Source organism: Rhodospirillaceae bacterium (assembly GCA_016712715.1).
In the GTDB taxonomy this organism is placed as follows: Bacteria; Pseudomonadota; Alphaproteobacteria; order Dongiales; family Dongiaceae; genus Dongia.
Map to the genome: position 1 here is coordinate 167519 of JADJQM010000002.1, position 24652 is coordinate 192170.

Annotated in this window: 23 protein-coding genes and 1 tRNA gene; 9 read left to right on the plus strand and 15 right to left on the minus strand. The window is 62.4% G+C overall.

Features of this window, described 5'->3' with window-relative positions; all coding sequences use genetic code 11:
- Window positions 1–207 precede the first annotated feature (207 nt).
- The gene (locus IPK59_11495) at window positions 208–888 is read left to right on the plus strand and encodes a TetR/AcrR family transcriptional regulator (protein MBK8159347.1); all 681 of its coding nucleotides are present in this window, start codon (window positions 208–210) and stop codon (window positions 886–888) included.
- Window positions 885–2051 (plus strand): glycosyltransferase family 2 protein, encoded by a 1167-nt coding sequence (locus IPK59_11500; GenBank protein MBK8159348.1) that lies wholly within the window; start codon window positions 885–887, stop codon window positions 2049–2051. The genes IPK59_11495 and IPK59_11500 overlap by 4 nt, the downstream gene beginning before the upstream one ends.
- A 9-nt stretch (window positions 2052–2060) precedes the next feature.
- On the opposite strand, the gene IPK59_11505 is transcribed toward IPK59_11500, so the two are convergent.
- Entirely contained in the window at window positions 2061–2534 is a 474-nt protein-coding gene (locus IPK59_11505; GenBank protein MBK8159349.1) for a hypothetical protein, read from the minus strand.
- Between the two features lie 103 nt (window positions 2535–2637).
- On the opposite strand from IPK59_11505, the gene IPK59_11510 reads away from it, so the two are divergent.
- The gene (locus IPK59_11510; protein MBK8159350.1) at window positions 2638–3888 is read left to right on the plus strand and encodes a D-amino acid dehydrogenase; all 1251 of its coding nucleotides are present in this window, start codon (window positions 2638–2640) and stop codon (window positions 3886–3888) included.
- A 114-nt stretch (window positions 3889–4002) separates the two neighbouring features.
- On the opposite strand, the gene IPK59_11515 is transcribed toward IPK59_11510, so the two are convergent.
- Window positions 4003–4647 (minus strand): hypothetical protein, encoded by a 645-nt coding sequence (locus tag IPK59_11515; protein MBK8159351.1) that lies wholly within the window; start codon window positions 4645–4647, stop codon window positions 4003–4005.
- Window positions 4648–4652: 5 nt separating this feature from the next.
- Complete coding sequence (locus tag IPK59_11520) at window positions 4653–5459, minus strand: aspartate/glutamate racemase family protein (protein ID MBK8159352.1); 807 nt, start codon at window positions 5457–5459, stop codon at window positions 4653–4655.
- A gap of 193 nt (window positions 5460–5652) precedes the next feature.
- Between IPK59_11520 and IPK59_11525 the strand changes: the two genes are divergently transcribed.
- Entirely contained in the window at window positions 5653–6273 is a 621-nt protein-coding gene (locus IPK59_11525) for a hypothetical protein (GenBank protein MBK8159353.1), read from the plus strand.
- A 13-nt stretch (window positions 6274–6286) separates the two neighbouring features.
- Here IPK59_11525 and IPK59_11530 read toward each other — a convergent pair whose 3' ends face one another.
- Together IPK59_11530 and IPK59_11535 are read right to left on the minus strand one after the other, a co-directional pair.
- A complete protein-coding gene (locus tag IPK59_11530) occupies window positions 6287–8314 on the minus strand; it encodes a CocE/NonD family hydrolase (protein MBK8159354.1) in 2028 nt (675 codons plus the stop codon).
- A 23-nt stretch (window positions 8315–8337) separates the two neighbouring features.
- On the minus strand, window positions 8338–9219 hold the full coding sequence (locus tag IPK59_11535; protein MBK8159355.1) for an AEC family transporter: 882 nt from the start codon (window positions 9217–9219) through the stop codon (window positions 8338–8340).
- 135 nt (window positions 9220–9354) lie between these two features.
- Between IPK59_11535 and IPK59_11540 the strand changes: the two genes are divergently transcribed.
- The 4 genes from IPK59_11540 (at window position 9355) to IPK59_11555 (ending at window position 12539) form a co-directional block, all read left to right on the plus strand.
- Window positions 9355–10947, plus strand: coding sequence for a 5-guanidino-2-oxopentanoate decarboxylase (locus tag IPK59_11540; protein ID MBK8159356.1), 1593 nt, complete (start codon window positions 9355–9357; stop codon window positions 10945–10947).
- 236 nt (window positions 10948–11183) lie between these two features.
- A complete protein-coding gene (locus IPK59_11545) occupies window positions 11184–11426 on the plus strand; it encodes a hypothetical protein (GenBank protein MBK8159357.1) in 243 nt (80 codons plus the stop codon).
- A gap of 199 nt (window positions 11427–11625) precedes the next feature.
- The gene (locus IPK59_11550) at window positions 11626–12153 is read left to right on the plus strand and encodes a sel1 repeat family protein (protein MBK8159358.1); all 528 of its coding nucleotides are present in this window, start codon (window positions 11626–11628) and stop codon (window positions 12151–12153) included.
- Between the two features lie 35 nt (window positions 12154–12188).
- Window positions 12189–12539 (plus strand): cupin domain-containing protein, encoded by a 351-nt coding sequence (locus IPK59_11555; protein MBK8159359.1) that lies wholly within the window; start codon window positions 12189–12191, stop codon window positions 12537–12539.
- 50 nt (window positions 12540–12589) lie between these two features.
- Here IPK59_11555 and IPK59_11560 read toward each other — a convergent pair whose 3' ends face one another.
- The 7 genes from IPK59_11560 to IPK59_11590 form a co-directional block, all read right to left on the minus strand.
- The gene (locus IPK59_11560; protein MBK8159360.1) at window positions 12590–13864 is read right to left on the minus strand and encodes an ArgE/DapE family deacylase; all 1275 of its coding nucleotides are present in this window, start codon (window positions 13862–13864) and stop codon (window positions 12590–12592) included.
- 24 nt (window positions 13865–13888) lie between these two features.
- The gene (locus tag IPK59_11565; GenBank protein ID MBK8159361.1) at window positions 13889–14491 is read right to left on the minus strand and encodes a 2-hydroxychromene-2-carboxylate isomerase; all 603 of its coding nucleotides are present in this window, start codon (window positions 14489–14491) and stop codon (window positions 13889–13891) included.
- 15 nt (window positions 14492–14506) lie between these two features.
- A complete protein-coding gene (locus tag IPK59_11570; protein ID MBK8159362.1) occupies window positions 14507–15187 on the minus strand; it encodes an SDR family oxidoreductase in 681 nt (226 codons plus the stop codon).
- A gap of 3 nt (window positions 15188–15190) precedes the next feature.
- Window positions 15191–15577, minus strand: coding sequence for a RidA family protein (locus IPK59_11575; GenBank protein MBK8159363.1), 387 nt, complete (start codon window positions 15575–15577; stop codon window positions 15191–15193).
- A 38-nt stretch (window positions 15578–15615) separates the two neighbouring features.
- The gene (locus IPK59_11580; protein ID MBK8159364.1) at window positions 15616–16731 is read right to left on the minus strand and encodes an isovaleryl-CoA dehydrogenase; all 1116 of its coding nucleotides are present in this window, start codon (window positions 16729–16731) and stop codon (window positions 15616–15618) included.
- 1344 nt (window positions 16732–18075) lie between these two features.
- Complete coding sequence (locus tag IPK59_11585) at window positions 18076–20379, minus strand: NADP-dependent malic enzyme (protein ID MBK8159365.1); 2304 nt, start codon at window positions 20377–20379, stop codon at window positions 18076–18078.
- A gap of 195 nt (window positions 20380–20574) precedes the next feature.
- Window positions 20575–20659, minus strand: a tRNA-Leu gene (locus IPK59_11590).
- Window positions 20660–20781: 122 nt separating this feature from the next.
- On the opposite strand from IPK59_11590, the gene lipB reads away from it, so the two are divergent.
- Complete coding sequence (lipB, locus tag IPK59_11595) at window positions 20782–21423, plus strand: lipoyl(octanoyl) transferase LipB (GenBank protein MBK8159366.1); 642 nt, start codon at window positions 20782–20784, stop codon at window positions 21421–21423.
- A 149-nt stretch (window positions 21424–21572) separates the two neighbouring features.
- Here the strand turns inward: lipB and IPK59_11600 are convergent, their stop codons facing one another.
- From IPK59_11600 to IPK59_11610, 3 genes are read right to left on the minus strand one after another with little or no spacing between them, the layout of a single operon-like run.
- A complete protein-coding gene (locus IPK59_11600; protein ID MBK8159367.1) occupies window positions 21573–22349 on the minus strand; it encodes an SDR family oxidoreductase in 777 nt (258 codons plus the stop codon).
- Window positions 22350–22370: 21 nt separating this feature from the next.
- Window positions 22371–22667 carry an acylphosphatase gene (locus IPK59_11605; protein MBK8159368.1) on the minus strand — a complete coding sequence of 99 codons (297 nt, stop codon included), beginning with the start codon at window positions 22665–22667 and terminating at the stop codon, window positions 22371–22373.
- Window positions 22667–24652 (minus strand): acetyl/propionyl/methylcrotonyl-CoA carboxylase subunit alpha, encoded by a 1986-nt coding sequence (locus tag IPK59_11610; protein MBK8159369.1) that lies wholly within the window; start codon window positions 24650–24652, stop codon window positions 22667–22669. The genes IPK59_11605 and IPK59_11610 overlap by 1 nt, the downstream gene beginning before the upstream one ends.

The following is a 24652-nucleotide window of genomic DNA, read 5'->3' on the forward strand; positions in this document are numbered from 1 at the left end:
GAGGTCCGGTCTTCTGCGGGGCCGGTATGCGTCAAGTGTTTCAAGGGCGATGCCCCACTGGCAAGGATAAAAGGCAGAACAAAATTCGATCAATTCCATTGCGCCGCAATATGAAGGTCTGTCTTGCTGACGCTTGGCAAGTGCCGCACGATCGGGCATCCTGTGAACATTCGTTCACAGCAGCTTGGGGGAAGCATGCCGCGCGGCATGGCGACACGAAATCGGATCAAACAGGCGGCCCTGGAACTCTTCGTCACCAAGGGCATCATCGGCACCTCGGTGCGCGACATCGCGACCCTGGCCGAAATTGCCGAGGGTGGGCTCTATCGTCATTACGCCTCGAAGGAAGATCTTGCCTGGAAATTGTTTTCGGAGAACTACGCGTCGCTCGCCAAGGAATTGCACGACCTTGCCAAAGCGAAGGGTGACTTCGCCAGCCGGCTTGGTGCGATGATCCATCGCTTCTGCCGCTTCTTCGATGAGGAGCCGCTGATGTTCCGCTTCCTGCTGCTGACCCAGCACCAGGAACTCCCCAAACTGCGCGCGAAATCGCAATCGCCGGTTCAGGTGCTGCACAAACTGGTCACAGAGGCCAGGAAGCAAGGCCAAGTCGAGATCGCTGACGTCGACCTGGCGACGGCGCAGATATTGGGCCTCATCCTGCAGCCGGCAACCTTCATGGTCTATGGGCTGCTGGCGCCCGGCATGCAACGGGTCGAAGCAGAGACCTTGGCGGCTTGCTTGAAGGTTGCCGACTCAACAAACCACGCCGTCATGCCCGTGCTCGGCACGGGCATCCACGAGTCTGTCGGCACCAGAAAGAAAGTCGTGGATGGCCGGGCCAAGCCCGGCCATGACGATCGAAAGATTCGCATGAGCGGCAAATGAACAACGCGACGAGCAATTCCCTGGAACTCACCATCTTGATGCCCTGCCTCAACGAGGCGGAGACACTTGAAGTCTGCGTGCGCAAGGCGCGGCAATTCCTGGAGACGCATGGGGTCAGTGGCGAAGTGCTGATCGCCGACAATGGCAGCACCGACGGATCGCAGGATTTGGCAAGGGCTGCCGGGGCGCGGGTGGTTGACATTCCGGTCAAGGGTTATGGCGCCGCTCTCATCGGCGGGATCGAGGCTGCCGCCGGGCGCTTCATCATCATGGGCGATTCCGACGATTCCTATGATTTCTCCAACCTGATGGCCTTCGTCGAACGCCTGCGGGCGGGCTATGAACTTGTCATGGGCAACCGTTTCGCAGGCGGTATCGAGCCCGGCGCCATGCCGCCCTTGCACCGCTATTTCGGCAATCCTGTGCTGACCGGCATCGGCCGCATCCTGTTCAAGAGTCCCTTGCGCGACTTTCACTGCGGCCTGCGCGGCTTTTCGCGCAATGCCATTCGCGCCCTCGATCTCAGGACCACCGGCATGGAGTTTGCCAGCGAGATGATCGTCAAGGCGACGCTCAACGGCCTCAAGGTCACCGAAGTGCCGACGACGCTCTCGCCCGATGGACGGTCACGACCGCCGCATCTTCGGAGCTGGCGCGATGGCTGGCGGCATCTCCGCTTCCTGCTGATGCTGAGCCCGGAATGGCTGTTCTTCTATCCCGGCTTGTTGCTGGCATTGTTCGGCCTCATCGTCCTCATGGCGCTGTCGGTCGGCCCGATCCGCATCGCCAACATCACCTTCGACATCAACACGCTGCTGCTGGCCGGGGTCGCGGTCATCGTCGGCGTGCAGGCGGTGGGGCTTGCAGTGCTGGCCAAGCAATTCTGCATCGCCAATCGGCTGCTGCCGCCCAGTGCCAGGTTTCGTTCGCTGGCCGACCGATTGTCGCTGGAATTCCTGCTGGTGATCGGCGGCGTGCTGACGGTCGCAGGCATGATCGGCATCGCCGTCGCCATCCTCACCTGGCAGGAGGCGGGCTTTGGCAATCTTGATACCGGCAGCATGATGCGCTTGCTGGTGCCCTCATCGACAGCCCTGTGTGTCGGCCTGCAACTGGCCTTCACCGCCTTCTTCAAGGGCGTGCTGGGCCTGGCGCGGCGCTAGGAAAGCGCGTCAAGGCAGCGGGCAGACCAGGTCCTTCTTCGCCATGTCGACGTCGTAGGCGTAGCGCGGGCGGTTGACGCAGGTCGCGGTATAGTTCGATGCCATGGCGTTGTAATCGCTCACTGCCTGGTTGAGCGAGAGACGCACGTAGGATTGAATGAGGTCGCGCAAGGCCGCTGCCTGGGCCATGGAGTTCTTCAGCAGCTCCTGGCCGATGAGGTCGTTCGGGTCGAGGGTCTTGCGGCGCTGCGCGATCTGGCCGTCGAGTGCCGTCAGCTGCGCCTGCCGCTCGTCGAGAATGGCGCGGCGCATGGCGATATCCTGGCGGGCCGCTTCAAGCTTCGGCTCCTCGCACAGACAGCCGCGCAACTCGTCGACCGACAGCGCCGGGCCGGCCGGGATCGGCGTTGCTTCCTGCGCATAGGCAGCACCTGAACAGAGAATCAGGGCCGATAGCGTGATCATCGCAAACCGGTATGTCATCGAGGGGGTTCCGTCTTTCATTCTGCGGAGCAGACCTTATGCTGTAGGGGCGGTTTATGGCAATGTTGCGGCGGATAGAACACAAAAAGCGAACGGGGCAGGTATGCGGATCGTCGTCTTGGGTGCCGGGTTGCTGGGCGTCACCAGCGCCTATTATCTGGCCAAGGAAGGCCATGAGGTCGTGGTCATCGACCGGCGACCGGAAGCAGCAAGGGAAACCAGCTTTGCCAATGCGGGATTGGTGACGCCCGGCCATGCCAGTTCCTGGGCCAGTCCCCGGGCGCCGATGATCCTGCTGAAATCGCTGTGGCGAAATGACACATCCCTGCGTTATCGCCTGCGCCTCGATCCGCGCATGTGGCTGTGGAGCCTGCAGTTCCTGCGCAACTGCACCACGGCACGTAACCGCGCCGCCACCAAGACCAAGATCAAGCTTTGCGTCTACAGCCAGGCGGAGACCTTGCGCGTGGGACGCGAGGAGGGACTGGACTGGGACCGTATCGCCAAGGGCGCCATCTATATCTACAGCGATGCCGCGGCCTATCGCGCCGGCAAGGAAAACATGCGCTTCCTGATGGATCAGGGTGTCGAGATGAACTTCCTCGATCCCGACCAGCTGGTGGCATTGGAGCCGGGCCTCCGCCATGCCAAGGACAAGCTCGCGGGCGGCATGCACACGCCTAATGATGAATCGGGTGATGCGCGTAAATTCACGCTGGGCCTTGCCGAATGCGCCAAGGCCATGGGCGTCACCTTCCAGTTCGGCGAAACGATCCAGCGCATCGAGAAGCAGGGCAAGCGCATCACCGAGATCGTGACGGACAAGGGCAAGTACAGCGCCGATCAATATGTGATGGCGCTGGGGTCCTATGCGCCGCTGCTTTCAAGGACGATCGGCTTCAACCTGCCGATCTTTCCGGTGAAAGGCTATTCGGTCACCCTGCCGATCGCCGACCCCGCCGAGGCACCCACCATCGGCGGCGTGCATGAGGAGCATCTGGTCGCGTTCTCGCGTCTCGGTGACCGATTGCGTTTGACCGCCACGGCAGATTTCGCCGGCTATGATACCGAGTTCGAGCCAGGCAATTTCTCGCACATGCTGCGGGTGGCACGCGACCTCTTCCCCAAGGCCGCCCTCTATGACCGGCCGGATTACTGGTCGTGCCTCCGCCCCATGACGCCGGACGGCCCGCCCATCATGGGGCCGTCACCGGTTTCCAATCTGTGGCTCAATGCGGGACATGGCCATATGGGCTGGACGATGGCCTGCGGCTCCTCGCGGTTGCTGGTAGATCAGATGCTGGGCCGGAAGCCGGAGATTGATCCGGAGCCGTTTCTGTTCACGAGGTATTAAACTTATCGTCATGGTACGCGAAGGCGTACCACCCACGAGTTTCTTTCTGATGAGCTACAGTCGTTGCAGGCAAACTCGTGGGTGGTCGGCCTACGCCGACCATGACGATTGAGTTTATGGCGCCTTCACGATGCGTAAATGAACCAGTGCGTCATATGGGAGTCGCTTGGCATCTGGCATGTCCGACGGTGCGAAAAGCTTGCCGTCATAGCCCGACATGACCTTTTCCACCGAGGGTCGCTCAAATAGGTAACCATAGCGTTTGAGCAGCGCCGGCATGAACGACAGCCCTGTCCGAACGTCCGGCGAGACCTCGGCGCTGTCCGCAAGCGTTTCCAGTACCATCAGTGAGACGATGTCCGCGACCACATCGTTCTCGGACACCCCCTCCTGCATCGGCCGTCCATTCTCCCCGTCCCAATCCGGATAGTGAGCGGCCCAGGCAGTCAGACCGCGCGACAGCCAGGGGTAGTCGTAAAGCCTGCCTAAAAAGACCAACCTGGGCTGAACGCCTTGTCCCTCTGATGCCAGCCAGTCGAACGCCGACTTGAGGGCTTCCTCCAGCATCGCCGGTGTGACGTCGCAATCGCGGCTCGGCGTTCGCCCTAAAGGCAAAACGCGCAGCATGTTGTCGCTAGATTCCAGCCCAACGGCGATGAAACACATCTTCGGGTCGCCGGCGAAGCCGATAAGCGAATCTGCATTCGCTTCGTGCTGAAACAGAAGGAACGCCACCAAGCCAAGGACGATCGCACGCATCCTAGTCAAATCCGGAACAGCCTGCCCCAACCTTCGATCGGCTCCGTCACGCCCGCGAGGCGCAGGCAGTGCCAGGCCATGGCGTGGTTTGACGACGTGACGGGCTTGCCGAGTTCGCGCTCCAGCGGGTCGGCGATTTCGGCGACGCGCAAGCTGGTGCAGGAAACGAACACGCCATCCACTGAAGGATGCCGGCCCAACTCCAGCGCTGCGTCGTAGATCGACTTCGTCGAGATGCGCGCCACTTCGTTATCGTCTTCGTGGTTGAAGGAGCCGATCACTGGCACCTCGATTCCGCGTGCCTCGATATAAGCTTTGAGCTTCTGGTTGACGCTGTCGATATAGGGGGTGAGCAGCGCGATGCGCTTGGCTTTCAGCGCCCGCAATCCTTCGAGTGCCCCGGTGATGGGCGTCGTGCATTTGGCTTCCGGCCGCGTCTCGTGAATGCGCTTGAAGACATTCTCCTCGCCGATCACGACGGCGCCCGAGGTGCAGCCATAGGCGACCACGTCAAAGGGGGTACCCGGCAGGATGACATCGGCCGCGGCGGCGAGGCCAGCTTCCATCGCGGCCAAGGTGGTGGGGTTGATCTCGGCGGCGTTGCGGATGCGGGTCGCATAGAGGGCGACACCGGGAATTCGGAAGATCTGGCGGAACTCATGCTCCAATGTGTGGTCGGTCGCCAGCACGATGAGGCCGATCCGAGCCCTTGCGGCGACACCGCCGTCTAGGACAAAGGGCATGTGGGTGCGGTTGACCAGCAATCCGCCGGAGCTGAGTGCCTCCAAAGCCGAGGCCTGAACAGGGGGCATGCCAACGTCTCCCTTCATTTTCGCGCGGCGAGCCATGCCAAACCGGCATGGGGCAAGGCCGACCATGGCGAATATGATGGCGTGAGGCGGAAACTAAAGCAAATGCCGTCTGTTGTCAGACATGGCCGCTTTCCGCTATGTGGAACAACAGGAACACATTTCGGCACAAGGCGCCGCACCAAAGGATCAGTCCATGCCAGCAATTCGCCTGCCCAATCTTGGAAAACCGGCCCTGGCCGGGCTGCTGGCGGTGGCCTGGATCATGGCGAGCCCGACCCTGGTGGCTCCGGCCCTGGCGCAGGACAAGGTGGAAAGCTCCGCCACGATCGAGACAATTGCCTATCAGCCGATTCCGCCTGGCGCGCGGTTGCTGACCCAGCCGGAAACCCAGAGCCAGATGGATGATGACGCCTGGCGCCAGGTCGATGCGGATCTCGGCGCCCGCGGCTATGCGGTTGGTGGCGACAGCGATCTGGTCGTGACTGTGGCCACCCAGCTGGTCTCGCGCCTGTCGGCCGATCGGTCGGTCAGCGATGTCAACGCCGCCAAGAGCGATCCCAAGAACGCCCATCTCTTCAGCACCGAGGGTGGCACGCTCCTGAACCCGCAAGACCCGATCAACACCACGGACCGGGTGTTCCGCATCAACATGACGGTCTATGACCGGCCGAGCGGCCATTTCGTCTGGCGCGGCACGGTCGAACGCAGCGACGCAGCCCTCGATGCCGCGACGGCCATGCGCGAGATGCTGCCGGCCCTGCTCGACCATTTTGGCGAGACAGCCACCGGCGTCACCATTCCTTTGAGCGAATAGCCAACGGCACGTCTCAGCAATAGTCCCGCTTCAGGTCGTAGGCCTCCTGGTCGCTGAAGATGCGGGTGCCGCTGTCATAGGCATCCATGCGGGCGGCGATGCGGAACACGTCCTTGTGCGCCTGGAGACTGGTGACACTGACGGTCTTCGCCTCCCAATCCGGCCCTTTCAGCATCTGCTCATAACTGATCTCGACATGGTAGCTGAGGGGATCGTTCGGCTTGATGCGATAGGTTTCGATCACCCGGCAATCCGAGGTGACGCCGATCTCCGAGAAATGATAGCCCCCGGCATCCTTGTGATTGATCAGCACCGTCTCGCCCGTGGCGATATCGATGCGCGCCTCGCGTTTTGATGAACCTTCGCGCGTCACATGGCCCGGCGCATGCGGCGCCTTTTCCGGCGTGGCGAGGTTGAATGCCGGATCCTTGGCGCCGGTGGCTCGCACCGGCAATTCCAGATGGCAGCCTTCCGTGAAGAGGGTGAGGGTCACTGCCTCCGGCGCCGGCATCATCATCGGCCAGTAAGTGGTCGAGACCGCCACGCGCAGGCGATGGCCGGGCAGGAAAGCATGGGCGATGTAGTTGAGTGGCACACGTGCCACGTAACGCTGCCCCGGCACCAGGTCTTGCGGATGAGCCTGGTCGTCCTTGTGGTTGAGGCTGAAGACGCAGAAGGTGACGCGCGTCGAGGCACCGTCCGGTGCCACATCATTGAGGCGCACAGCAATCCGCGCCACCGGCTTGTCGACAGCGAAGGCCAGTTCCACCACCGGCATGCCGAATATCTCACGGCGCTCCGTAAGCGGCAGGCCGTCGAAGCAAAGCGACAAGCCGTCATCGCCGCGCTGTTCCGATGGATAGTCGCCATCGCTCCCGCCATAGGAGCACCATTCGACCGAACTGAGGCCACAGGTCTGCGGCGAGTTCACGGAAAGACCGACCGATTCCAGCGCATGGCCCAGCGTGTGACGACCGAACTTGATCGTCTCCGTTGCGATGCGCGGACTCGGCCACGCGCTCTCGGCGATCCAGCGACCTGGCCGTTCCAGGGCGCAGGGGTCCGGCGCATAGGAATCATTCATCCAGGCGATGATCTTCGGATCCTGCGTGACGCCGGTCTCCTTGCCCTTCAGCCACTGGTCCCACCAGCGGAGCGCCTCCTGCAGGAAACCCGCGGCTGGTCCCGGCAGGCCGTTATGCGGGTAGGTATGGCCCCAGGGACCGACCCAACCCTTGACCGGCCCCGTGACGTGCTGGCAGAGGCGTGGCACGGCGTTGGAATAGCCGTCCTCCCAGCCACCCACGGCGAAGACCGCGCATTTGATGGCACTGTAATCCTCGATCACCGAGGCCTGCCGCCAATAGGCATCGCGCCGCTGATGACCGCCCCAGATGTGAAAGGGGAATTTGTAGTGCCGCAGCCGGTCCTGCCACATCTGCCGCCAGCGCGCACCCACCAGTTCCGGATCCGGCGGCAAGACGGCATAGGCATACATGGCCGAGGCCCAGGAGAAATTGTCGTGCAGCAGCACGCCCTGCATGTAATGGACATCGTCATTGTAACGATCGTCCGAGGCATCGACCGTGATGATCGCCTTCAAGGCCTGCGGCTGGCGGGCCGCCACCTGCAGGCTGTTGAAGCCGCCCCAGGAAATACCCATCATGCCGACATTGCCGCTGCACCAGGGCTGCGCCGCAATCCAGGCAATGGCCGCGATGAGATCATCCTGTTCCGCCACCGTGTACTCGTCATCCGGCAGGCCCTCCGATTCACCCGTGCCCCGCAGATCGATCCGCAACACCGCATAGCCATGGCCGGCCGTGTAGGGATGCATCTCATCGTCGCGAAAGCGCAGGCCATCCCGCTTGCGATAAGGTACGCATTCGATGATCGCCGGCACCGGGTTTTTCTCGGCATCCTGTGGCAACCACATGCGCGCGGCGAGATTGACGGCGCCATCCGTGCCATTGGCCGGTACGGGGATCCAGATATTCTCGACATGCCGGATGGCGTGCGGAAATTCGCTGACGATACGCATAGTGATATCTCCCGGGGAAACGTCTACAAAACGAAATAAAGCAGCAGCGGCAAGGTGACGAAAGAGAGGGCGGTCGTGATCACCACCATCGAAGCAACGTCGGCCGGTTCGCGGTTGTAATACTGGGCAAAGAGATAATTGAACACGGCGACCGGCATGGTGCTCTGGATGATCAACACCCCGGTGGCAAGGTCGGAAGCACCAATGAAATGGCCGACCAGGAAGCCGATGGTGGCGCCCCCGCCCAGGCGCACCAGCGACAACAGCAGATTGCGCGGCAGGCGCGTGACGCGCAGCTGGGCCAGCGAGACGCCGAGCGCCAGCAGCATCAGGGGAATTGTGACGCCACCTAGCAACTGCAGCGTGTTGCTGACATAGGCGGGCAAGTGCCAGCCAAAGGACAGCACGATCAATGCAAAGATGATGGCATAGATGAGGGGCATGCGCGCGAGGCGGGTGATGCTGAAACTACCCGACGCGAGGGACATGCCGATCGTGAACTGCGCCGTGATTGAAATGGCGAAGAACACGACGGCGAAGGCCAGGCCTTCATTGCCGAAGGCGAACAGGGCCAGCGGCAGGCCCATATTGCCGGTGTTGGGAAAAATCAAGGCGGGCAGATAAGAATGGTTCGGCAGACGCATGACCTTCAGCACGATGAGGCCCAGCACCAGAAATCCCGCAAAGCATAGCGCCGTCAGGCCAGCCATTTCGATGAGGGCGCCCGTTTCAACCCGGATACGCGTCAAGGCATCGGCGGCAAGCGCTGGCGTTCCGATATTGGTGACCAGCTGCGTCACGAAGCGATTGTCGAATGTATTGCCCGACCGCGCCCAGATAAAGCCAATGGCCGGCACAACCAGCACCGGCAGGATGATGGCGGCAAGTTGCTGCAACAGATCCATGAAGCTCTCCTGAGGGCCCATTTCTAGCCGGAAAGGCATTGCTGCGTCTATTGCTGCATACAGCTGCTTTCGGCTAAAGTCCGGCACCAATTCGGACCGGCCGCAAGCGGCCCACAGACCAGATCAGGGGATATGATGAGTGCCAACCAGATAGGCGGCCATGCCGCCATTGCCTTGCTTGAGACCTACGGGGTCGACACCGTCTTCGGCATTCCGGGTGTGCACACCCTCGACCTCTATCGTGGTCTCGCTGATCGCAGGATGCGCCATATCGGCGTACGCCATGAGCAAGGTGCTGGTTTCATGGCCGATGGTTACGCCCGGGCATCGGGCAAGCCGGGCGTTGCCTGCCTGATCACCGGACCGGGTCTCATGAACGCAGCGACGCCGATTGGCCAAGCCTATTCCGATTCCGTGCCGGTCCTCATCTTGTGCAGCGTCAATGCGAGCACCGATCTCGGCAAGGGACGTGGTCGACTCCATGAGATCACCGATCAGCGCGCGGCCATTGCCCCACTGACCGGTTTCGCCCGGACCGTGAAGACGGCTGCCGAGCTGCCGCAGGCGATGGCCGATGCCTACAAGCTGTTTGAAACCGGCCGGCCGCGCCCGGTGGTCCTGGAGTTCCCGCTCGACATGCTGGCGGCGGCGGCCGATGTCGGCCAGCCGAAGCGCCAGACCGCAGCACGCCCCAAGGCCAGTGCCGCCGATATCGCCGCCGCGATCGCCCTTATCGACAGCGCCAAGGCGCCGGTGCTCATTGTCGGCGGCGGCGCCATCGATTGCCCGGCCGAGGTAAGGGCCTTCGTTGAAAAATCAGGTGCGCTGTGTGTCACCACCACCGCCGGCAAGGGCATCCTGCCGCACAGCCACGCCCAGAGCCTGGGCAGCACCCTGCTGTTGCCGGCGACGCAGAAACTGCTCAGAGATGCCGATCTGGTGATCGCGGCCGGAACCGAGATGGCCGAGACGGATTCCTGGGTCGACCGCCTGACCTTGGGTGGCAAGCTCATCCGCATCGATCTTGATGCCTATACGCTAACCAGGGACTATACACCCAGCGTCGGCCTGCTGGCGGATGCCGGTCCGACACTGAAGGCACTGACCGACGGGATCAGGTCCGGCCGCAAGCCTGACCTCGCCACCGCGTCCGAGCTGCGTGGCTTGATCCGCGCCGATCTCACACCGCTGCAACAGAAACATGTCAAGGTACTGGATGCCTTGCGCGAGGCCCTGCCGGCCAATGGCATCGTCGTCAGCGACATGACCCAGATCGCCTATACGGGCAATCTCACCTTTCCGTTCGAAAGTCCCCGCGGCTGGTTCCATCCTTGCGGCTTTGGCACGTTGGGCTATGCCCTCCCCGCCGCGATCGGTGCGAAGATCGCTTGCCCGGACAAGCCGGTCGTAGCGCTGGCCGGTGATGGCGGTTTCATGTTCACGGTCCAGGACCTGGGCACAGCGGTCGAGCAGGGCTTGGCCCTACCGATCATCATCTGGAACAATGATGCCTTCGGCCAGATCGCCAAAGACATGGTTGAACTCGACATCCCGGAGCTGGGTGTCAAGCCGCGCAACCCTGATTACCAGGCCCTGGCCCTTGCCTTCGGCGCCAAGGCGACCAAACCCGGCAGCATCGCTGAACTCAAAGCTGCCATCGAGCTGGCCTTCAAGGCAGATGGGCCGACGGTCATCGAGGTCCATGAGGCGGCAGATTTCCTGAAATAGGACCGGGGCCTGGCAACTCGGCAGTATTTTCCCCCGAATCCAAAGCTGCGGGTCCTTCGTTAATCGATTCTTATGAGGCGGTGGGTCTAATCGACACAACGACTCGTCGAACGGACAGCAATCACCCCAACATCCTGTGATGATTCACTAATGGCATGAGGCTTGCTGAGAATGACGCGGTCAACCGTTCGATCAAGGAGATGGCTATGGAGGCCGCATTGGCACAAGGGCAGAAAATGAGCGCGCCCCCGACTACCGACGAAGACCAGCGCAAGCTGTGCTTCGAGATGTTCAACGCCTTTTGGGAAGACGCCTTCAAGAAGGGCGTCCCGTTCGACACCATCGGCACCATGTCGATTTCGGCGGCTTTGTTCGCCCTGGTTGCTAAACATGGCACCGAAACGACGGCGGAATTCGTCCAGGATCTGGTGAAGAGCATTCTCGAAGATCAGTTCACCAGCGTCCGCAAGGACAACTGAACTCCCTCGGTCGCCCCGGTCGGGTGATACCCACCGGAATTGACGAGAGCTGCCCGGTCGCCACATCTGGTGCCGGATATGGGATTGTTTTGCCGGGCAGAAAATGCCGGACGGTGTCCGTTGTGACCACCGTCACGTCTCGGCCGATAGGCTTGCCGTCGCGGTTGCACTGAGGGCCAAGATCGGCAATTCTCCGGCCATGTCAAAAAAGCGATTCATCGTCCGTTCCATCGTCGCGCTCCTGCTGGTCGCGGCAGCGCATGTCTTTGTCCTCCCGCCCGCCCTGGCCGCCCCGGAAGACCTCCAGGAGGTGCTCAAGATGGAGCTCGAGGGCAACAAGGTCGGCGCCTATCTCAAGCTCAAGGAAATGGCGCCGGGGGGTGACCCCGTGGCGCAGTTCAAACTCGCCGGCTACTATCATTATGGCGATGCTGGCCCGGCCAATTTTGCGCTGGCGCGTGAATGGTACGACCGCGCAGCCAAGCAGGGCTTCCCGGATGCCATGCTGGGGCTTGCCGTCATGAACGCCCGCGGCCAGGGCAGCCCGGTCGACAAGAGGACCGCGTTCATCTGGTTGACGATCGCTTCTGGGCTGCTGAAGAACCCGACCGAAATCAAGGAAGTGAACGGCCTCCGGGACATGTATAAGAGCGAATTGTCGACCGCTGAACTCAACGCGGCTCTCGCTGAAGCCATGGCTTTCCAGCCGGTCCCGGAAAACCACTAAGTTCATTCACCAATTTCGCCTCAGGAGCCTCTTCCATGATCAAGCGCCTTGCCAATACCGCCGGCCTCACTTCGGCGGCTCTCGAAGATTGGGGCAAGGTCGCTGAACCGATTGGCACGCCGGTCGCGCAATTGCGTGGCACATCGCCGACGGAGAAAGATAAGGAGCCGGATTTTGGTATCTGGGAATGCAGCCCGGGCAAATGGAAGCGTCAGATCCGCAAGGCGGAGTTCGCTCATTTCGTCGCCGGACACTGCACCTTCCACGCCGATAACGGACAGGTTATCGAGATCAAGGCCGGCGACGCGCTCTATTTCCCCGCTGAGAGCCTCGGCGTGTGGGAAATCCACGAGACGGTCAGGAAGACATATATTCTGCTGCCGTAAGAAACGGGGCTAGGCGTTCAAGGCCGCCATTCTGTGGCGGCCCGCCGACACTACTTCTCCTCCACGCCGCACCAATCGGCCATGAAGAGTGCCATGCCGGTCGTGATCTTCTTGAGCGAGCTCAAGGAGACGCGCTCGTCGAAGCCGTGGATATCCTCCGACAACGGGCCATAAACCAAGGCCGGCGTGTCAGCATAGAGGCCGAAAAAGCGCGCGTCGGTGGTGGCGGTGGTAGGGATCTTCGGCAGTTCGGCATCGAAGGCGAGGCGATGCGCCGATTCCAGGCAGGCTATGGCGGCATCGCCGTTCATGAGCACATAGGGTTCCGCCTGGAAGCCGTGATAGACGACCTGTGGCGGGTTGTTGGCGAGGTAGGTATGGCCGGCGGCCGCGGCCCGCACCGTCTCCTCGATATCACGGCGCACGCGCGCAAGCTCCATGCCGGGATAGAAGGAGATGCGCATGTCAAAGGTGCACCAGGCGGGGACGCTGGAGGTCCAGTCGCCGCCTTCGATCCGGGAGACAACGAAATTGATCGGGTGGCGGTGCTCCTGCCAGATCTCATGCTTCTCGGCATTCCAGCGCTCTTCCAGCGCATGCAATGCCTGTATGACGGGATAAGCCGCTTCGATCGCATTGGCCCCGCTGCCGGCATAGGCGACATGGACGGGCTTGCCGCGCAGTTTTACCTGGAACCACATCACGCCGAGCTGGGCGGTGAGGAGCGAATCGCCCATCGGTTCCGGGATGATGGCCGCATCGGCCCGATAGCCGCGCTGCAGGCAGGCAAGCGCCCCGTTGCCGGTGCACTCCTCCTCGACCACGGATTGCAGATAGACCGGCGCCGCCGGGCGCAGGCCAAGGCGATCCAGCGCATCGAAGGCGGCAAGGCAGCCATAGAGACCGGCCTTCATGTCGCCGGAACCGCGGCCATAGAGCCAGTCGCCCGAGACGTATGAATCAAAGGGCGGACGCGCCCAGAGATCGTGGGGGCCGGTCGGCACCACATCGATATGGCCGTTGAGGATAAGCGAGCGGCCCTTGACGTCGCGCGGACGATGGGCGCCCACGACGTTGAAGGCGTTCTCATAGGACACCGTGACCGGCGAGAAGCCGGGCAGATGCTGGATATCCTCGACATTGATCTTCCAGTGATCGACGCTGAGGCCGCGATCCCGGTAATGCTGCGCCATGAAATCCTGCGCCGTCGCTTCCTGACCGCGCAGGGACGGGAGCGCCGTCAACGCCTGCGTCTCCTTCACCTGTTTATCGAAGCCGGCGGCGACGGCGGAGATGATGTCCTTGGCAAGCGATTGATCGAGCATGATGGGATCCTTGGATGAGATGTCTTACCAGCCGCCGGATTTCAGCCAGTCGCGGAGATCGGGGATGCGATCGTTGCCCCAGAAAGCCTCACCGTCCACGATGAAAAAAGGCGAGCCGAAAATGCCGCGCACGATCGCTTGATCAGTTTCCGCCTTGAGACGTTCCTTGATCTCTGCTGCGCCAATCCCGGTGCGGATCTGCTCGGGATCCAGTCCTGCCTTTTGCGCGATCACAACGACGGTATCTGTGGCGCTGATGTTGAGGCCCTGCGCGAAGACGGCATCGAATAGCGCCAGTGCCAGCCGCTTGGCCTCGGCCGGCGATTCTTGTTCGACCCAATAGTAGGCGCGGGCGGCCGCGATGGTTGCCATCGGGAAGTCGGCTGGCAGCTGAAACGGCAGTTGCTGCCGTCGTGCGGTGCGCTGAAGGTCGTGAAGATGGTAGGGACCACGCAGAGGCTGACTCACCAATGGGCTCTGCCCGGTTGCCTTGAACACGGCGCCAAGCAGGATTGGCCGCCACAGCACCTCGCGACCGAACTCGGCGCCCACCGCCTCGATGCGATGGGCCGCGAGATAGCCGTAGGGCGAGGAGAAGTCGAAATAGAACTCGATCGGTCCAGCCACACATCGTCTCCCAGGCTACCAGGGCAAAGTTTCGCCGCTATAGTTGAAGAAGCCGCCGCTGGATGAGGCATTTAGTTTGTCGATCACCTTGATGATGCCGGCGGCGCTGTCGCTCACCTTCAGCGGCGCCTGCTTGCCGCCCATGTCGGTCTGCACCCAACCCGGGCTGATCACGGCGATGGCCAGGCCCTTCTCCTTGAGATCGCGTGCGGCATTGGTCATCACCATGTTGAGGGCCGCCTTGGAGCTTCTATAGGCATAGGAGCCGCCATTGGCGCCACTGGCGATCGACCCCATGCCGCTGGTGATGGCCACGATCTTCTTCAGCTTGGAGCGCTTGACGTGCCCGACGAAAGCCTCGGTCATCAGCAGCGGACCAAGGGCGTTGACCTGCATGACGGCAAGGAACTCCTTGCTCTCCGCCTTGCCGAAGCCAACGCGTCGGCCAAGGATGCCGGCATTGTTGAGCAGCACGTCGATGGCACGGCCTTTCAACGCTGCCGCCAGCTTCTTGATCGAGGCGGGCTTGGCGACGTCGAGCGCTTTCAACTCGATCCCGCCTTTGATCTTCGCCAGCGCCGTCGCTTCCTTGGGTTTGCGGCAGCAGGCGATGACCTCCCAGCCGGCGGCCGCATATTGGCGCGTGAGTTCCAGGCCGATGCCGCGATTGGCGCCCGTGATGAGGACGGTCGGCATGGTCTAAGCCACCTGGCGCTTGGCGGTGACTTCGATCTCGATCTTCATCTTGGCATCGACCAGGCCGCAGACGATGGCGGTTGAGGCGGGCCGGATGTCACCGAAATACTGGCCGAAAACCGGGGCCACGATCGGCCAGTCTGACGGGTTGACGATGATGTAGCGCGCCCGCACCACGTCCTTGAGGCTGGAGCCGGCCTGTTTCAAGGCGGCTTCGATGTTGCGGAAGGTCTGGTGGGTCTGCTCGACCACGTCATCCGAGATGCTCATCTTGGCATAGTCGAAGCCGGTGGTACCGGAGACAAAGATCCAGTCGCCATCGACGACGGCGCGTGAATAGCCGGCGGTCTTCTCGAAGGCGGATCCGGACGAAATCAATTGACGCGGCATGATTGCAATTATCCTGTGCTTGTTGGTGTGACGTAGGATCAGGCGGATTCTTCGAACAATTCACGGCCGATCAGCATGCGGCGGATTTCCGAGGTCCCCGCCCCGATTTCGTAGAGCTTGGCATCGCGCAACAACCGGCCGGCCGGATAGTCATTGATATAGCCGTTCCCGCCCAAGCATTGAATGGCATCGAGCGCCAAAAGAGTCGCTTTTTCTGCCGAAAACAGAATGGCGCCGGCAGAATCCTTGCGCGTGGTCTTGCCTTTGTCGCAGGCTTTGGCGACGGCATAGACATAGGCGCGGGCAGCACTCGTCAGCGTGTACATGTCGGCCATCTTCGCCTGCATCAGCTGGAAGGTGCCGATCGGCTGGCCGAACTGGCGCCGCGTATGGACATAAGGCAGCACCAGATCAAGACAGGCTTGCATGATGCCGAGCGGACCACCCGACAGCACTGCGCGTTCGTAATCGAGACCGCTCATCAATACGCGAACGCCGCCATTCAAAGTGCCCAGCAGGCGGTCTTCGGGAATGAAGCAATTCTCGAACACGAGCTCGCCGGTGTTGGAGCCGCGCATCCCCAGCTTGTCGAGCTTGCGGGCGCAGGAGAAGCCCTTGTCGCCGCGCTCGACGATGAAGGCGCTGATGCCGCGGGGGCCGGCCGCCATATCCGTCTTGCCATAGACGATCACCACATCGGCATCCGGCCCGTTGGTGATCCACATCTTGGCGCCATTCAGCGTAAAGCCGCCACTGGCAACATCCGCCTTCAAGCGCATGGAGACGACGTCCGACCCGGCTTCCGGCTCGCTCATCGCCAGGGCGCCCACCTTGCTGCCATCTATGAGGCCCGGCAGATAGCGGCGCTTCTGTGCCTCGGTGCCGTTGCGGCGCATCTGATTGACGCAGAGATTGCTGTGCGCACCATAGGAGAGGCCGACCGAAGCGGAGGCGCGGCTGATCTCCTCCATGGCGATGACATGTTCGAGATAGCCCATGCCGGCGCCGCCATATTCCGGCTCGACGGTGATGCCGAGCAACCCCATCTCGCCGAATTTGCGCCAGAGGTCGGCCGGGAAGTCGTTGTCGCGATCGATATCGGCGGCCCGCGGCGCAATTTCGACAGCCGCAAAGGCCGCGACGCTCTCGCGCAGCGCGGGCCAGCCCCGGTCGCGGGATCGAAGCCAAGCTTGTCCATGGCGAGCGGAATCACGGTGCCGGCGAAGCCTGCCCAGACCATATTGAAGATCATGGCGCCGCCCAGAACGACCCCCAGGCCCAGATGGCCGAACCACAAGCCGCCCAGCGTCCCCAAAATGACCGCAAAGACGATGGCGTTCATGAAACCGACTGCCAATTCCTTGCCGACGAGGCGCATGACATTGGACGAAGGTGTGATTTCCTTGGTGGCCAGGGCGCGGACGGTGACGGTGATGACCTGCACGCCGGCATTGCCGCCCATGGCGGCAGTGATCGGCATCAGAACCGCCAAGGCGGGGTAGTGGCCGATCGTATCTTCGAAGCGCGAGATGACAAAGCTGGCAATGAGCGTGTTGATCAGGGTCACCACCAGCCAGCGCACCCGCAGGAATGCCGTCTTGTAGGCCGGGGCGTGGAAATCCGTGTCGGAGACACCGACGATGTTGAGGAGATCTTCCTCGGCCTCTTCGTCGATCACGCGAACGACGTCGTCAACGGTTACCACACCTATCAAACGTCCCTCAGGGTCAACCACCGGCGCTGAGACGAGCCCGTATTGGCGAAACAAATAGGCGACGGCCTCCTGGTCAGTATCGGCCGGCACCAGGCGCAGCTCTTCGTCCATGATTTCGGTCAATTTGGTCGCCCGTTCGCTGCGCATGGCGCGCGAGAGCGGAATGGACCCGACCGGCTTGTGTGCCGGATCGACGATGAAGAGATCGTAGAAGTCGTCCGGCAGATCCTCGGCATTGCGCAGATAGTCGACCGTCTCGCCCACGGTCCAATGCGAGGCGATGGCGACAAGCTCGCGCTGCATCAGGCGGCCGGCGCTGTCTTCCGGGAAAGTAAGACCCTGTTCGAGATAGGCGCGGTCCTCGGCCGGCACAGCATCGAGGACCTGCTGCTTGGTGTCCTCGTCGAGGTCTTCGAGAATATCGACGGCGTCATCGGTGTCGAGCTCGCTGACCATCTCGGCCAGTTCCGAGGGCGCCATCTGGTCGACCACCTCGTCGCGCAAGGCTTCGTCGAGATGCGAGATCGTCTCCGGCTCCAGCGCGTGCCGGGTAATATCGAGGAACAGCTTGCGCTGGTCGGGTTCCAGATGTTCGATGAGATCGGCGACGTCGGCTGGGTGGAGCGGCTCGATCAGCGCCTCGACCAGCGGGATGTCGGCAGCACTCAGAGCTGCGTTGATATTCTCCAGCAACTCTTCCGAGGGGCCGTAGAGCTCTTCTTCATCGACCGTCTCAACGACCGTGATCCTGTCCGCATCGTCTTCCGGCTGGGATGAACGCTCCTCAGGGCCGGCCATGGCCAACCGCCTCGCGCGACTTCTTGTCCTGGGCCTCGACGGCCGCGACGGCGCTCATGTTGATGAGGCCGCGCACGGAAATACTCTGCGAAACGATATGTGCGGGTAAGTTGGTGCCGAGCAGAATAGGCCCGATGGCAAGGCCCTCGCCCAGAACACGCAACAGATTGAGGGTGATGTTGGCTGCATCCAGATTCGGCATGACGAGCAGATTGGCCCGTCCCGACAGGCGCGAGGACGGGAACATGCGTTCGCGGATCACCTCGGACACGGCCGAATCGCCCTTCATCTCGCCTTCGACTTCCAATTCCGGGTCGCGCTGCAGGATGAGGCCAAGCGCGCGGCGCATCTTGCGCGCGGAATCGGTGTCCGAACTGCCGAAATTGGAGTGCGACAGCAAAGCCGCCTTGGGCACGATGCCGAAACGGCGCAGCCAGGCTGCCGACAGAATGGCGCTTTCCGCCACTTCGTCCTCGGTCGGATTGGCCGTCACATCTGTGTCGGTGATGAAGAAGGTACCGGAGGTGAGCAGCACGGCGGTCAACGTCGAATAAGCCCGCAGGCCTGGCTTCCGCCCGATCACTTCGTTGACATAGCCGAGATGCCGCTCGAAACGGCCGATCGTGCCGCAGATGAGCGCATCGGCCTCGCCACGCCGCACCATGAGGGCGGCGATCAAGGTGCTGCGCGTGCGCACCAGCGTGCGCGCTGAATCCGGGGTGACGCCGCGTCGCTCTGTCAGCGACAGATAAAGCGCCCAATATTCATTGTAGCGCGGATCGCCTTCCGGATCGCACAACTCGAAATCAACGCCTTCCTTGAGGCGCAGGCCGATCTTGGCGATGCGCCGTTCCACCACGGCGCGACGCCCAACGAGGATGGGGAAAGCCAAGCGTTCATCGACCACCGATTGCGCGGCACGCAGCACGCGCTCGTCCTCACCCTCGGCATAGACCAGGCGGCGCTTGTCGGCGCGGGCGCGTTCGAACACCGGCTTCATCACGAGGCCCGACCGGAACACGAATTGTTCGAGATTGGTGCGATAGCCGTCCCAATCGGTGATCGGCCGCGTAGCCACACCACTGTCGATGGCAGCACGCGCCACGGCCGGCGCCAGTTCCACGATGAGGCGCGGGTCGAAGGGCTTCGGGATCAAGAACTCCGGACCGAATTGCATTTCCTGGCCACCATAGGCCGAGGTCACCACATCGCTGCTCTCGGCGCGTGCCAGCTTGGCGATGGCATAGACGCAGGCGACCTTCATCGCTTCGTTGATCTGCGTCGCACCGACATCAAGGGCGCCGCGGAAGATGAAGGGGAAGCAGAGGACGTTGTTGACCTGGTTGGGATAGTCGGAGCGTCCGGTGGCGATGACGGCATCTGGCCGCACGGCCTTCACTTCTTCCGGCAGGATCTCGGGCGTCGGATTGGCCAGCGCGAAAATGATCGGGCGCGGACCCATCTGCGCCACCATCTCCGGCTTCAACACGCGCGGCGCGGACAGCCCTAGGAAGATGTCGGCATTCTTGATGGCATCGCCCAGCGTGCGCGCATCAGTCTTGCGCGCGTAGCGGGCCTTGCGCGGATCCATGAGTTCGGTGCGACCTTCATAAGCCACGCCGACGATGTCCGTCACCGTGACATTGTCGACCGAGAGGCCCAGCGCCACCAGGAGATCGAGGCAGGCGAGCGCCGCAGCACCCGCACCCGACGTCACCAGCTTCACGTCACCGATCTTCTTGCCGACGACTTCGAGCGCGTTGATGAGGGCGGCTGCCACTACGATGGCGGTGCCATGCTGGTCGTCATGCATGACCGGGATCTTCATCCGCTCACGCAGCTTGCCCTCGACCTCGAAACATTCAGGCGCCTTGATATCCTCAAGGTTGATGCCGCCGAAGGTCGGCTCAAGGGCCGCGATGATGTCCACCAGCTTCTGCGGGTCGGTCTCGTTGATCTCGATGTCGAACACGTCGATATCGGCGAATTTCTTGAAGAGGACGGCCTTGCCCTCCATCACTGGCTTGGCAGCCAGCGGCCCGATCGCACCGAGGCCGAGGACGGCGGTGCCATTGGTCACGACGGCGATGAGATTGCCACGGCTGGTGTACTCAGCCGCCATGGCCGGGTCGGCGGCAATCGCCTCGGAGGCAGCGGCAACACCCGGCGAATAGGCCAGGGCCAGATCACGCTGATTGGCGAGGGGCTTGGTGGCCTGGATGGCGATCTTGCCGGGTTTCGGGCGCCGGTGATATTCGAGGGCGCCTTCTCTGATGCTGTCGTCCGCCATATCGCCCTCAAAATGCCGCGGCAAAAGCCGCGTCGACCTTCATGATTGGCGCGGATTATAGCCAAGGGGCGCGCATGCGCCACCCTGACGGGGCCGGTTAAGGCTATTTTTTGGATTTCGATTCATGGGGATAGCCGGGGCCAGCGCCCGGACTATCCAAGGACCCTGAGGTTGGGTCCAAACCGTCTAAAAGAATGGTGCGGTCGAGAAGACTCGAACTTCCACGGGTTGCCCCACAGCGACCTCAACGCTGCGCGTCTACCAATTCCGCCACGACCGCGCCCGAAGGGTCACTTGACCCTTGCCAGACAGCGCCGCGGGGAATAGCAAATCGGGGCGTGGGGATCAAGCAAACAAAAAACCCAACCATTCAAAGGGCTTGCCGTGGGCGATTTGAGCGAATTGACGTGGCGGATCAGCGATGAGCGCATTCCTTACCCGGAAGCGGTCGATTTCATGGAGCAAAGGGTCGCCGAGATTCGCGCCGGGACGGCGTCGGAAATGATCTGGCTGCTGGAACATCCCCCGCTTTACACCGCCGGCACCAGCGCCAAGCCGGGAGATCTCCTGGCCCCGAACCGCTTCCCTGTCTATCAGAGCGGCCGCGGCGGGCAGTTCACCTATCATGGACCCGGTCAGCGTGTGGCCTACGCCATGTTGAACGTGAAGAAGCGCGGCGGTGACGTCCGGCATTTCGTGCACGATCTGGAGGAATGGGTGATTCGCACCCTCGACCGCTTTAATGTGCGGGCCGAGCGGCGCGAGGGGCGGGTCGGCATCTGGGTGGCCGACGGGGGCCGCGAAGACAAGATCGGCGCCATCGGCATCCGCCTGCGGCATTGGATCAGCTTTCATGGCATTTCCATCAATGTCGACCCGGAGCTGTCGCACTTCGAGGGGATCGTGCCCTGCGGCATCAGCGAAAGTGCGACGAGCCCCTACGGCGTGACATCGCTGGCGAAGCTCGGGCAGATGGTGACCATGCCGGAACTCGATATGGCGCTGAAGGCGGCCTTTGCCGAGGTGTTTGGGCCGAGCGCGTAGCTGAGAAGCCCCCTCACCCTGACCCTCTCCCGCGAGGGGAGAGGGAATGAGATCTGCCGGCAGAACCGAGCCCAGCAGAAAGATCGCTGTTGAAATGCGAGGCACCGAGCCCCTCTCCCCTCGCGGGAGAGGGGTTGGGGTGAGGGGGGTTAGTTCCCGCCGCGGCTGGCTCCACCATCGAGGCGGAAGAAGGCGCCGGTGGTGTAAGCGGATTGCTGCCCGGCGAGGAAGGCGACCATAGCTCCGAATTCGGTTGGATCGCCATAGCGCCCGACCGGAATGCCGGCGGCTCCTTCTGCCGCCACCTCAGCCAATGCACGGCCCGCGCGCTGCGCCGCCGCGGCATCCAGGGAATGCGTGCGCTCCGTCGCAAAGGCGCCGGGCGCCACCGTGTTGACGGTGACGCCCTGCCCCGCCACTTCATCGGAGAGTGATTTCAGCCAGCCATTGAGGCCTGCGCGCAAGGCATTGGAATAGACGAGGCCCGGGATCGGCTCCTGCACACTTGTGGAGGCGATCGAGATGATGCGGCCCCAGCCGCGCGCGGCCATGCCCTTGACGAGATGGGCGGCAAGGTCGATCTGGTTGAGGAACATTGCATCGAACTGGCTGGCCCAGGTCTTGCGATCGCCGGCACCTGCCTTGACCGGGGGCGGTGGGGGCGAGTTCAGCACCAGGATATCGTAGCCGCGCGGATCTTCCATGATCGAGGTGAGGTCGGCCTGGCGACCGAGATCGGCAACCAGCGCCGAGGCTTTTCCGCCTTTCGCGATGATGTCTTTAACCTGGACGCTCAGCTTCTCGCTACTGCGCGCGAGCAACACGGTCTCGACACCTTCGGCAGCCAGGGCGGCAGCGGAGGCGGCACCCAGGCCTTGACTGGCACCCAGCACCAGGGCGCGCTTGCCGCTCAATCCCAGATCCATGTCACTCTCGCTTGCCTCGTTTCAGGAGCTGGATCTTTTCGCGAATGAGTCTGGAATGTCGCCTGCGAAATCCTCAACGCCGACCTCCACCACACGCGCGGCTGGCGGCCCCTGATGGCAGGCAGCGATCATGTCATCGACTTTGGTCTGTGGCCCCGCGAACAGCGCCTCCACCGAGCCATCGGCAAGATTGCGCACCCAACCCTTCAGGGCACGCGCCTGCGCCTGCTCGATCGTCCAGGCGCGATACCAGACACCCTGCACCTTGCCGCTGATCAGGCAGCGTTTGGCAACCCAGCCGGCAGGAAGCGAAGGCATCAGCCGAATTCCACAATGACCTGATCAACGGCAAGGCTATCGCCGGATTTGGCGTGAATCTTGGCGACCGTGCCGTCGCGTTCGGCCTTGAGGATGTTCATCATCTTCATGGCTTCGACAACACAGAGCTCCTCGCCAGCCTTGACCTCCTGGCCCTCTTTGACGGCGAGCGAGACGAGCAGGCCCGGCATCGGCGAGAGCAGGTATTTCGACATGTCCGGCGGCTGCTTCACCAGCATGTGCCGGTCGAGTTCGGCCGCGCGCGGCGCCAGCACCAGCACCTTGGCCTGGGCGCCGGCATAGGTCAGCCGATAGCCGATCCCCACCCGGTCGATCTGGATCGTGATATTGCGGCCATCGATGCGGCCACGCCACAGCACGTCGCCGAGCTTCCAATCGCTCACCAGCTCATGGCTCTTCTTGTCGGCGATGACGGCGAAACCAGCGGCTGTCTCCGCGACTGTCGCCTCATGCATGGTGTCGCCCAGCTTCACCATCCACTTGCCATCGACCATGCTGCCATTGGCATGGAAATGCGGGACGCGGCCATGAGCGCGGAGTTCATAGCGATGATGCACGATGGCCGCCACGGCGACGAGATCGGCATGGGCTTGCGCCGGCAGGTTGACGCCGTGGAAACCGTCCGGAAACTCCTCAGCGATGAAGCCGGTGGTGAGGCGCCCGGCAGCAAAGCGTTCATGGGCCATGAGTGCCGAAAGGAACGGCATGTTGTGGTTGAGACCGCGGATGTAGAACGCATCCAGCGCGTCGCGCATGGTCTGCGTGGCGGACTTTCGGTCCGGGCCGTAGGCCACCAGCTTGGCGATCATCGGGTCGTAGAACATGCTGATTTCGGCGCCCTCATAGACGCCGGAATCGACGCGCACATTGGCGCCAAGGCTGGGTTCGCGATAGCGCACCAGGCGCCCGGTCGAGGGCAGGAAGTTGCGCAAGGGATCCTCGGCATAGACGCGCGCTTCGATGGCCCAGCCCTTCAGCTTCACATCGGTCTGTTTGAGCTTCAACTTCTCGCCATAGGCCACCCGGATCATCTGCTCGACGAGGTCCAGGCCGGTCACCATTTCGGTCACCGGATGTTCGACCTGGAGACGCGTGTTCATTTCGAGGAAGTAGAAATTGCGCTTGCCGTCGACGATGAACTCGACGGTGCCGGCGGATTTGTATTTGACGGCCTTCGCAAGCGCCACCGCCTGTTCGCCCATGGCGGCGCGGGTCTTCTCATCGAGGAAGGGCGACGGCGCCTCTTCGATCACTTTCTGGTGGCGGCGCTGGATCGAGCATTCGCGTTCGCCGAGGTATAGGCAGGTGCCATGGCCGTCGGCCAGGACCTGGATCTCGATATGACGCGGCTCCTCGATGAATTTCTCGATGAAGATGCGGTCGTCCCCGAAGCTCGCTTTCGCTTCAGACGTGGCCGAGCGGAAGCCATCCTTGGCCTCGGCATCGTTATAGGCGACCCGCATGCCCTTGCCGCCACCGCCGGCCGAGGCCTTGACCATGACCGGGTAGCCGATCTCGCGGGCGATCTTGACGGCATGATCACCGTCCTTGATCACGTCGAGGAAGCCCGGAACCATGTTGACGCCGGCTTCCTTGGCGAGCTTCTTCGATTCGATCTTGTCGCCCATGGCGTGGATGGCATGGGGATCGGGGCCGATGAAGGTGATCTTGGCCTTCTTGAGCGCCTCGGCGAACTTCATGTTCTCGGACAGGAAGCCATAGCCGGGATGAACCGCCTCGGCACCCGTGGCCTTGCAGGCCTCGACGATTTTCTCGATGACGAGATACGACTCGCGCGCCGCCGCGGGACCGATCGCCACGGCCTCGTCGGCCAGACGCACATGAAGCGCGTCGGCATCGGGTTCCGAATAGACGGCCACGGTCTTGATGCCCATGGCCTTGGCGGTCTTGATGACGCGGCAGGCGATCTCGCCGCGATTGGCAATCAGGATCTTCTTGAACAT

Excerpts from the sequence above, each read along its gene's own strand:
- IPK59_11555 (MBK8159359.1), top strand. The coding sequence starts at position 12,189 with ATGATCAAGCGCCTTGCCAATACCGCCGGCCTCACTTCGGCGGCTCTC.
- IPK59_11540 (MBK8159356.1), top strand. The coding sequence starts at position 9,355 with ATGAGTGCCAACCAGATAGGCGGCCATGCCGCCATTGCCTTGCTTGAG.
- IPK59_11550 (MBK8159358.1), top strand. The coding sequence starts at position 11,626 with ATGTCAAAAAAGCGATTCATCGTCCGTTCCATCGTCGCGCTCCTGCTG.
- IPK59_11605 (MBK8159368.1), bottom strand. The coding sequence starts at position 22,667 with ATGCCTTCGCTTCCTGCCGGCTGGGTTGCCAAACGCTGCCTGATCAGC.
- IPK59_11520 (MBK8159352.1), bottom strand. The coding sequence starts at position 5,459 with ATGCCCCCTGTTCAGGCCTCGGCTTTGGAGGCACTCAGCTCCGGCGGA.
- IPK59_11610 (MBK8159369.1), bottom strand. The coding sequence starts at position 24,652 with ATGTTCAAGAAGATCCTGATTGCCAATCGCGGCGAGATCGCCTGCCGC.
- IPK59_11515 (MBK8159351.1), bottom strand. The coding sequence starts at position 4,647 with ATGCGTGCGATCGTCCTTGGCTTGGTGGCGTTCCTTCTGTTTCAGCAC.
- IPK59_11600 (MBK8159367.1), bottom strand. The coding sequence starts at position 22,349 with ATGGATCTGGGATTGAGCGGCAAGCGCGCCCTGGTGCTGGGTGCCAGT.
- IPK59_11500 (MBK8159348.1), top strand. The coding sequence starts at position 885 with ATGAACAACGCGACGAGCAATTCCCTGGAACTCACCATCTTGATGCCC.
- IPK59_11585 (MBK8159365.1), bottom strand. The coding sequence starts at position 20,379 with ATGGCGGACGACAGCATCAGAGAAGGCGCCCTCGAATATCACCGGCGC.
- IPK59_11510 (MBK8159350.1), top strand. The coding sequence starts at position 2,638 with ATGCGGATCGTCGTCTTGGGTGCCGGGTTGCTGGGCGTCACCAGCGCC.
- IPK59_11535 (MBK8159355.1), bottom strand. The coding sequence starts at position 9,219 with ATGGATCTGTTGCAGCAACTTGCCGCCATCATCCTGCCGGTGCTGGTT.
- IPK59_11525 (MBK8159353.1), top strand. The coding sequence starts at position 5,653 with ATGCCAGCAATTCGCCTGCCCAATCTTGGAAAACCGGCCCTGGCCGGG.
- IPK59_11560 (MBK8159360.1), bottom strand. The coding sequence starts at position 13,864 with ATGCTCGATCAATCGCTTGCCAAGGACATCATCTCCGCCGTCGCCGCC.
- IPK59_11530 (MBK8159354.1), bottom strand. The coding sequence starts at position 8,314 with ATGCGTATCGTCAGCGAATTTCCGCACGCCATCCGGCATGTCGAGAAT.
- IPK59_11505 (MBK8159349.1), bottom strand. The coding sequence starts at position 2,534 with ATGACATACCGGTTTGCGATGATCACGCTATCGGCCCTGATTCTCTGT.
- IPK59_11570 (MBK8159362.1), bottom strand. The coding sequence starts at position 15,187 with ATGCCGACCGTCCTCATCACGGGCGCCAATCGCGGCATCGGCCTGGAA.
- IPK59_11545 (MBK8159357.1), top strand. The coding sequence starts at position 11,184 with ATGAGCGCGCCCCCGACTACCGACGAAGACCAGCGCAAGCTGTGCTTC.
- IPK59_11495 (MBK8159347.1), top strand. The coding sequence starts at position 208 with ATGGCGACACGAAATCGGATCAAACAGGCGGCCCTGGAACTCTTCGTC.
- IPK59_11575 (MBK8159363.1), bottom strand. The coding sequence starts at position 15,577 with ATGCCGCGTCAATTGATTTCGTCCGGATCCGCCTTCGAGAAGACCGCC.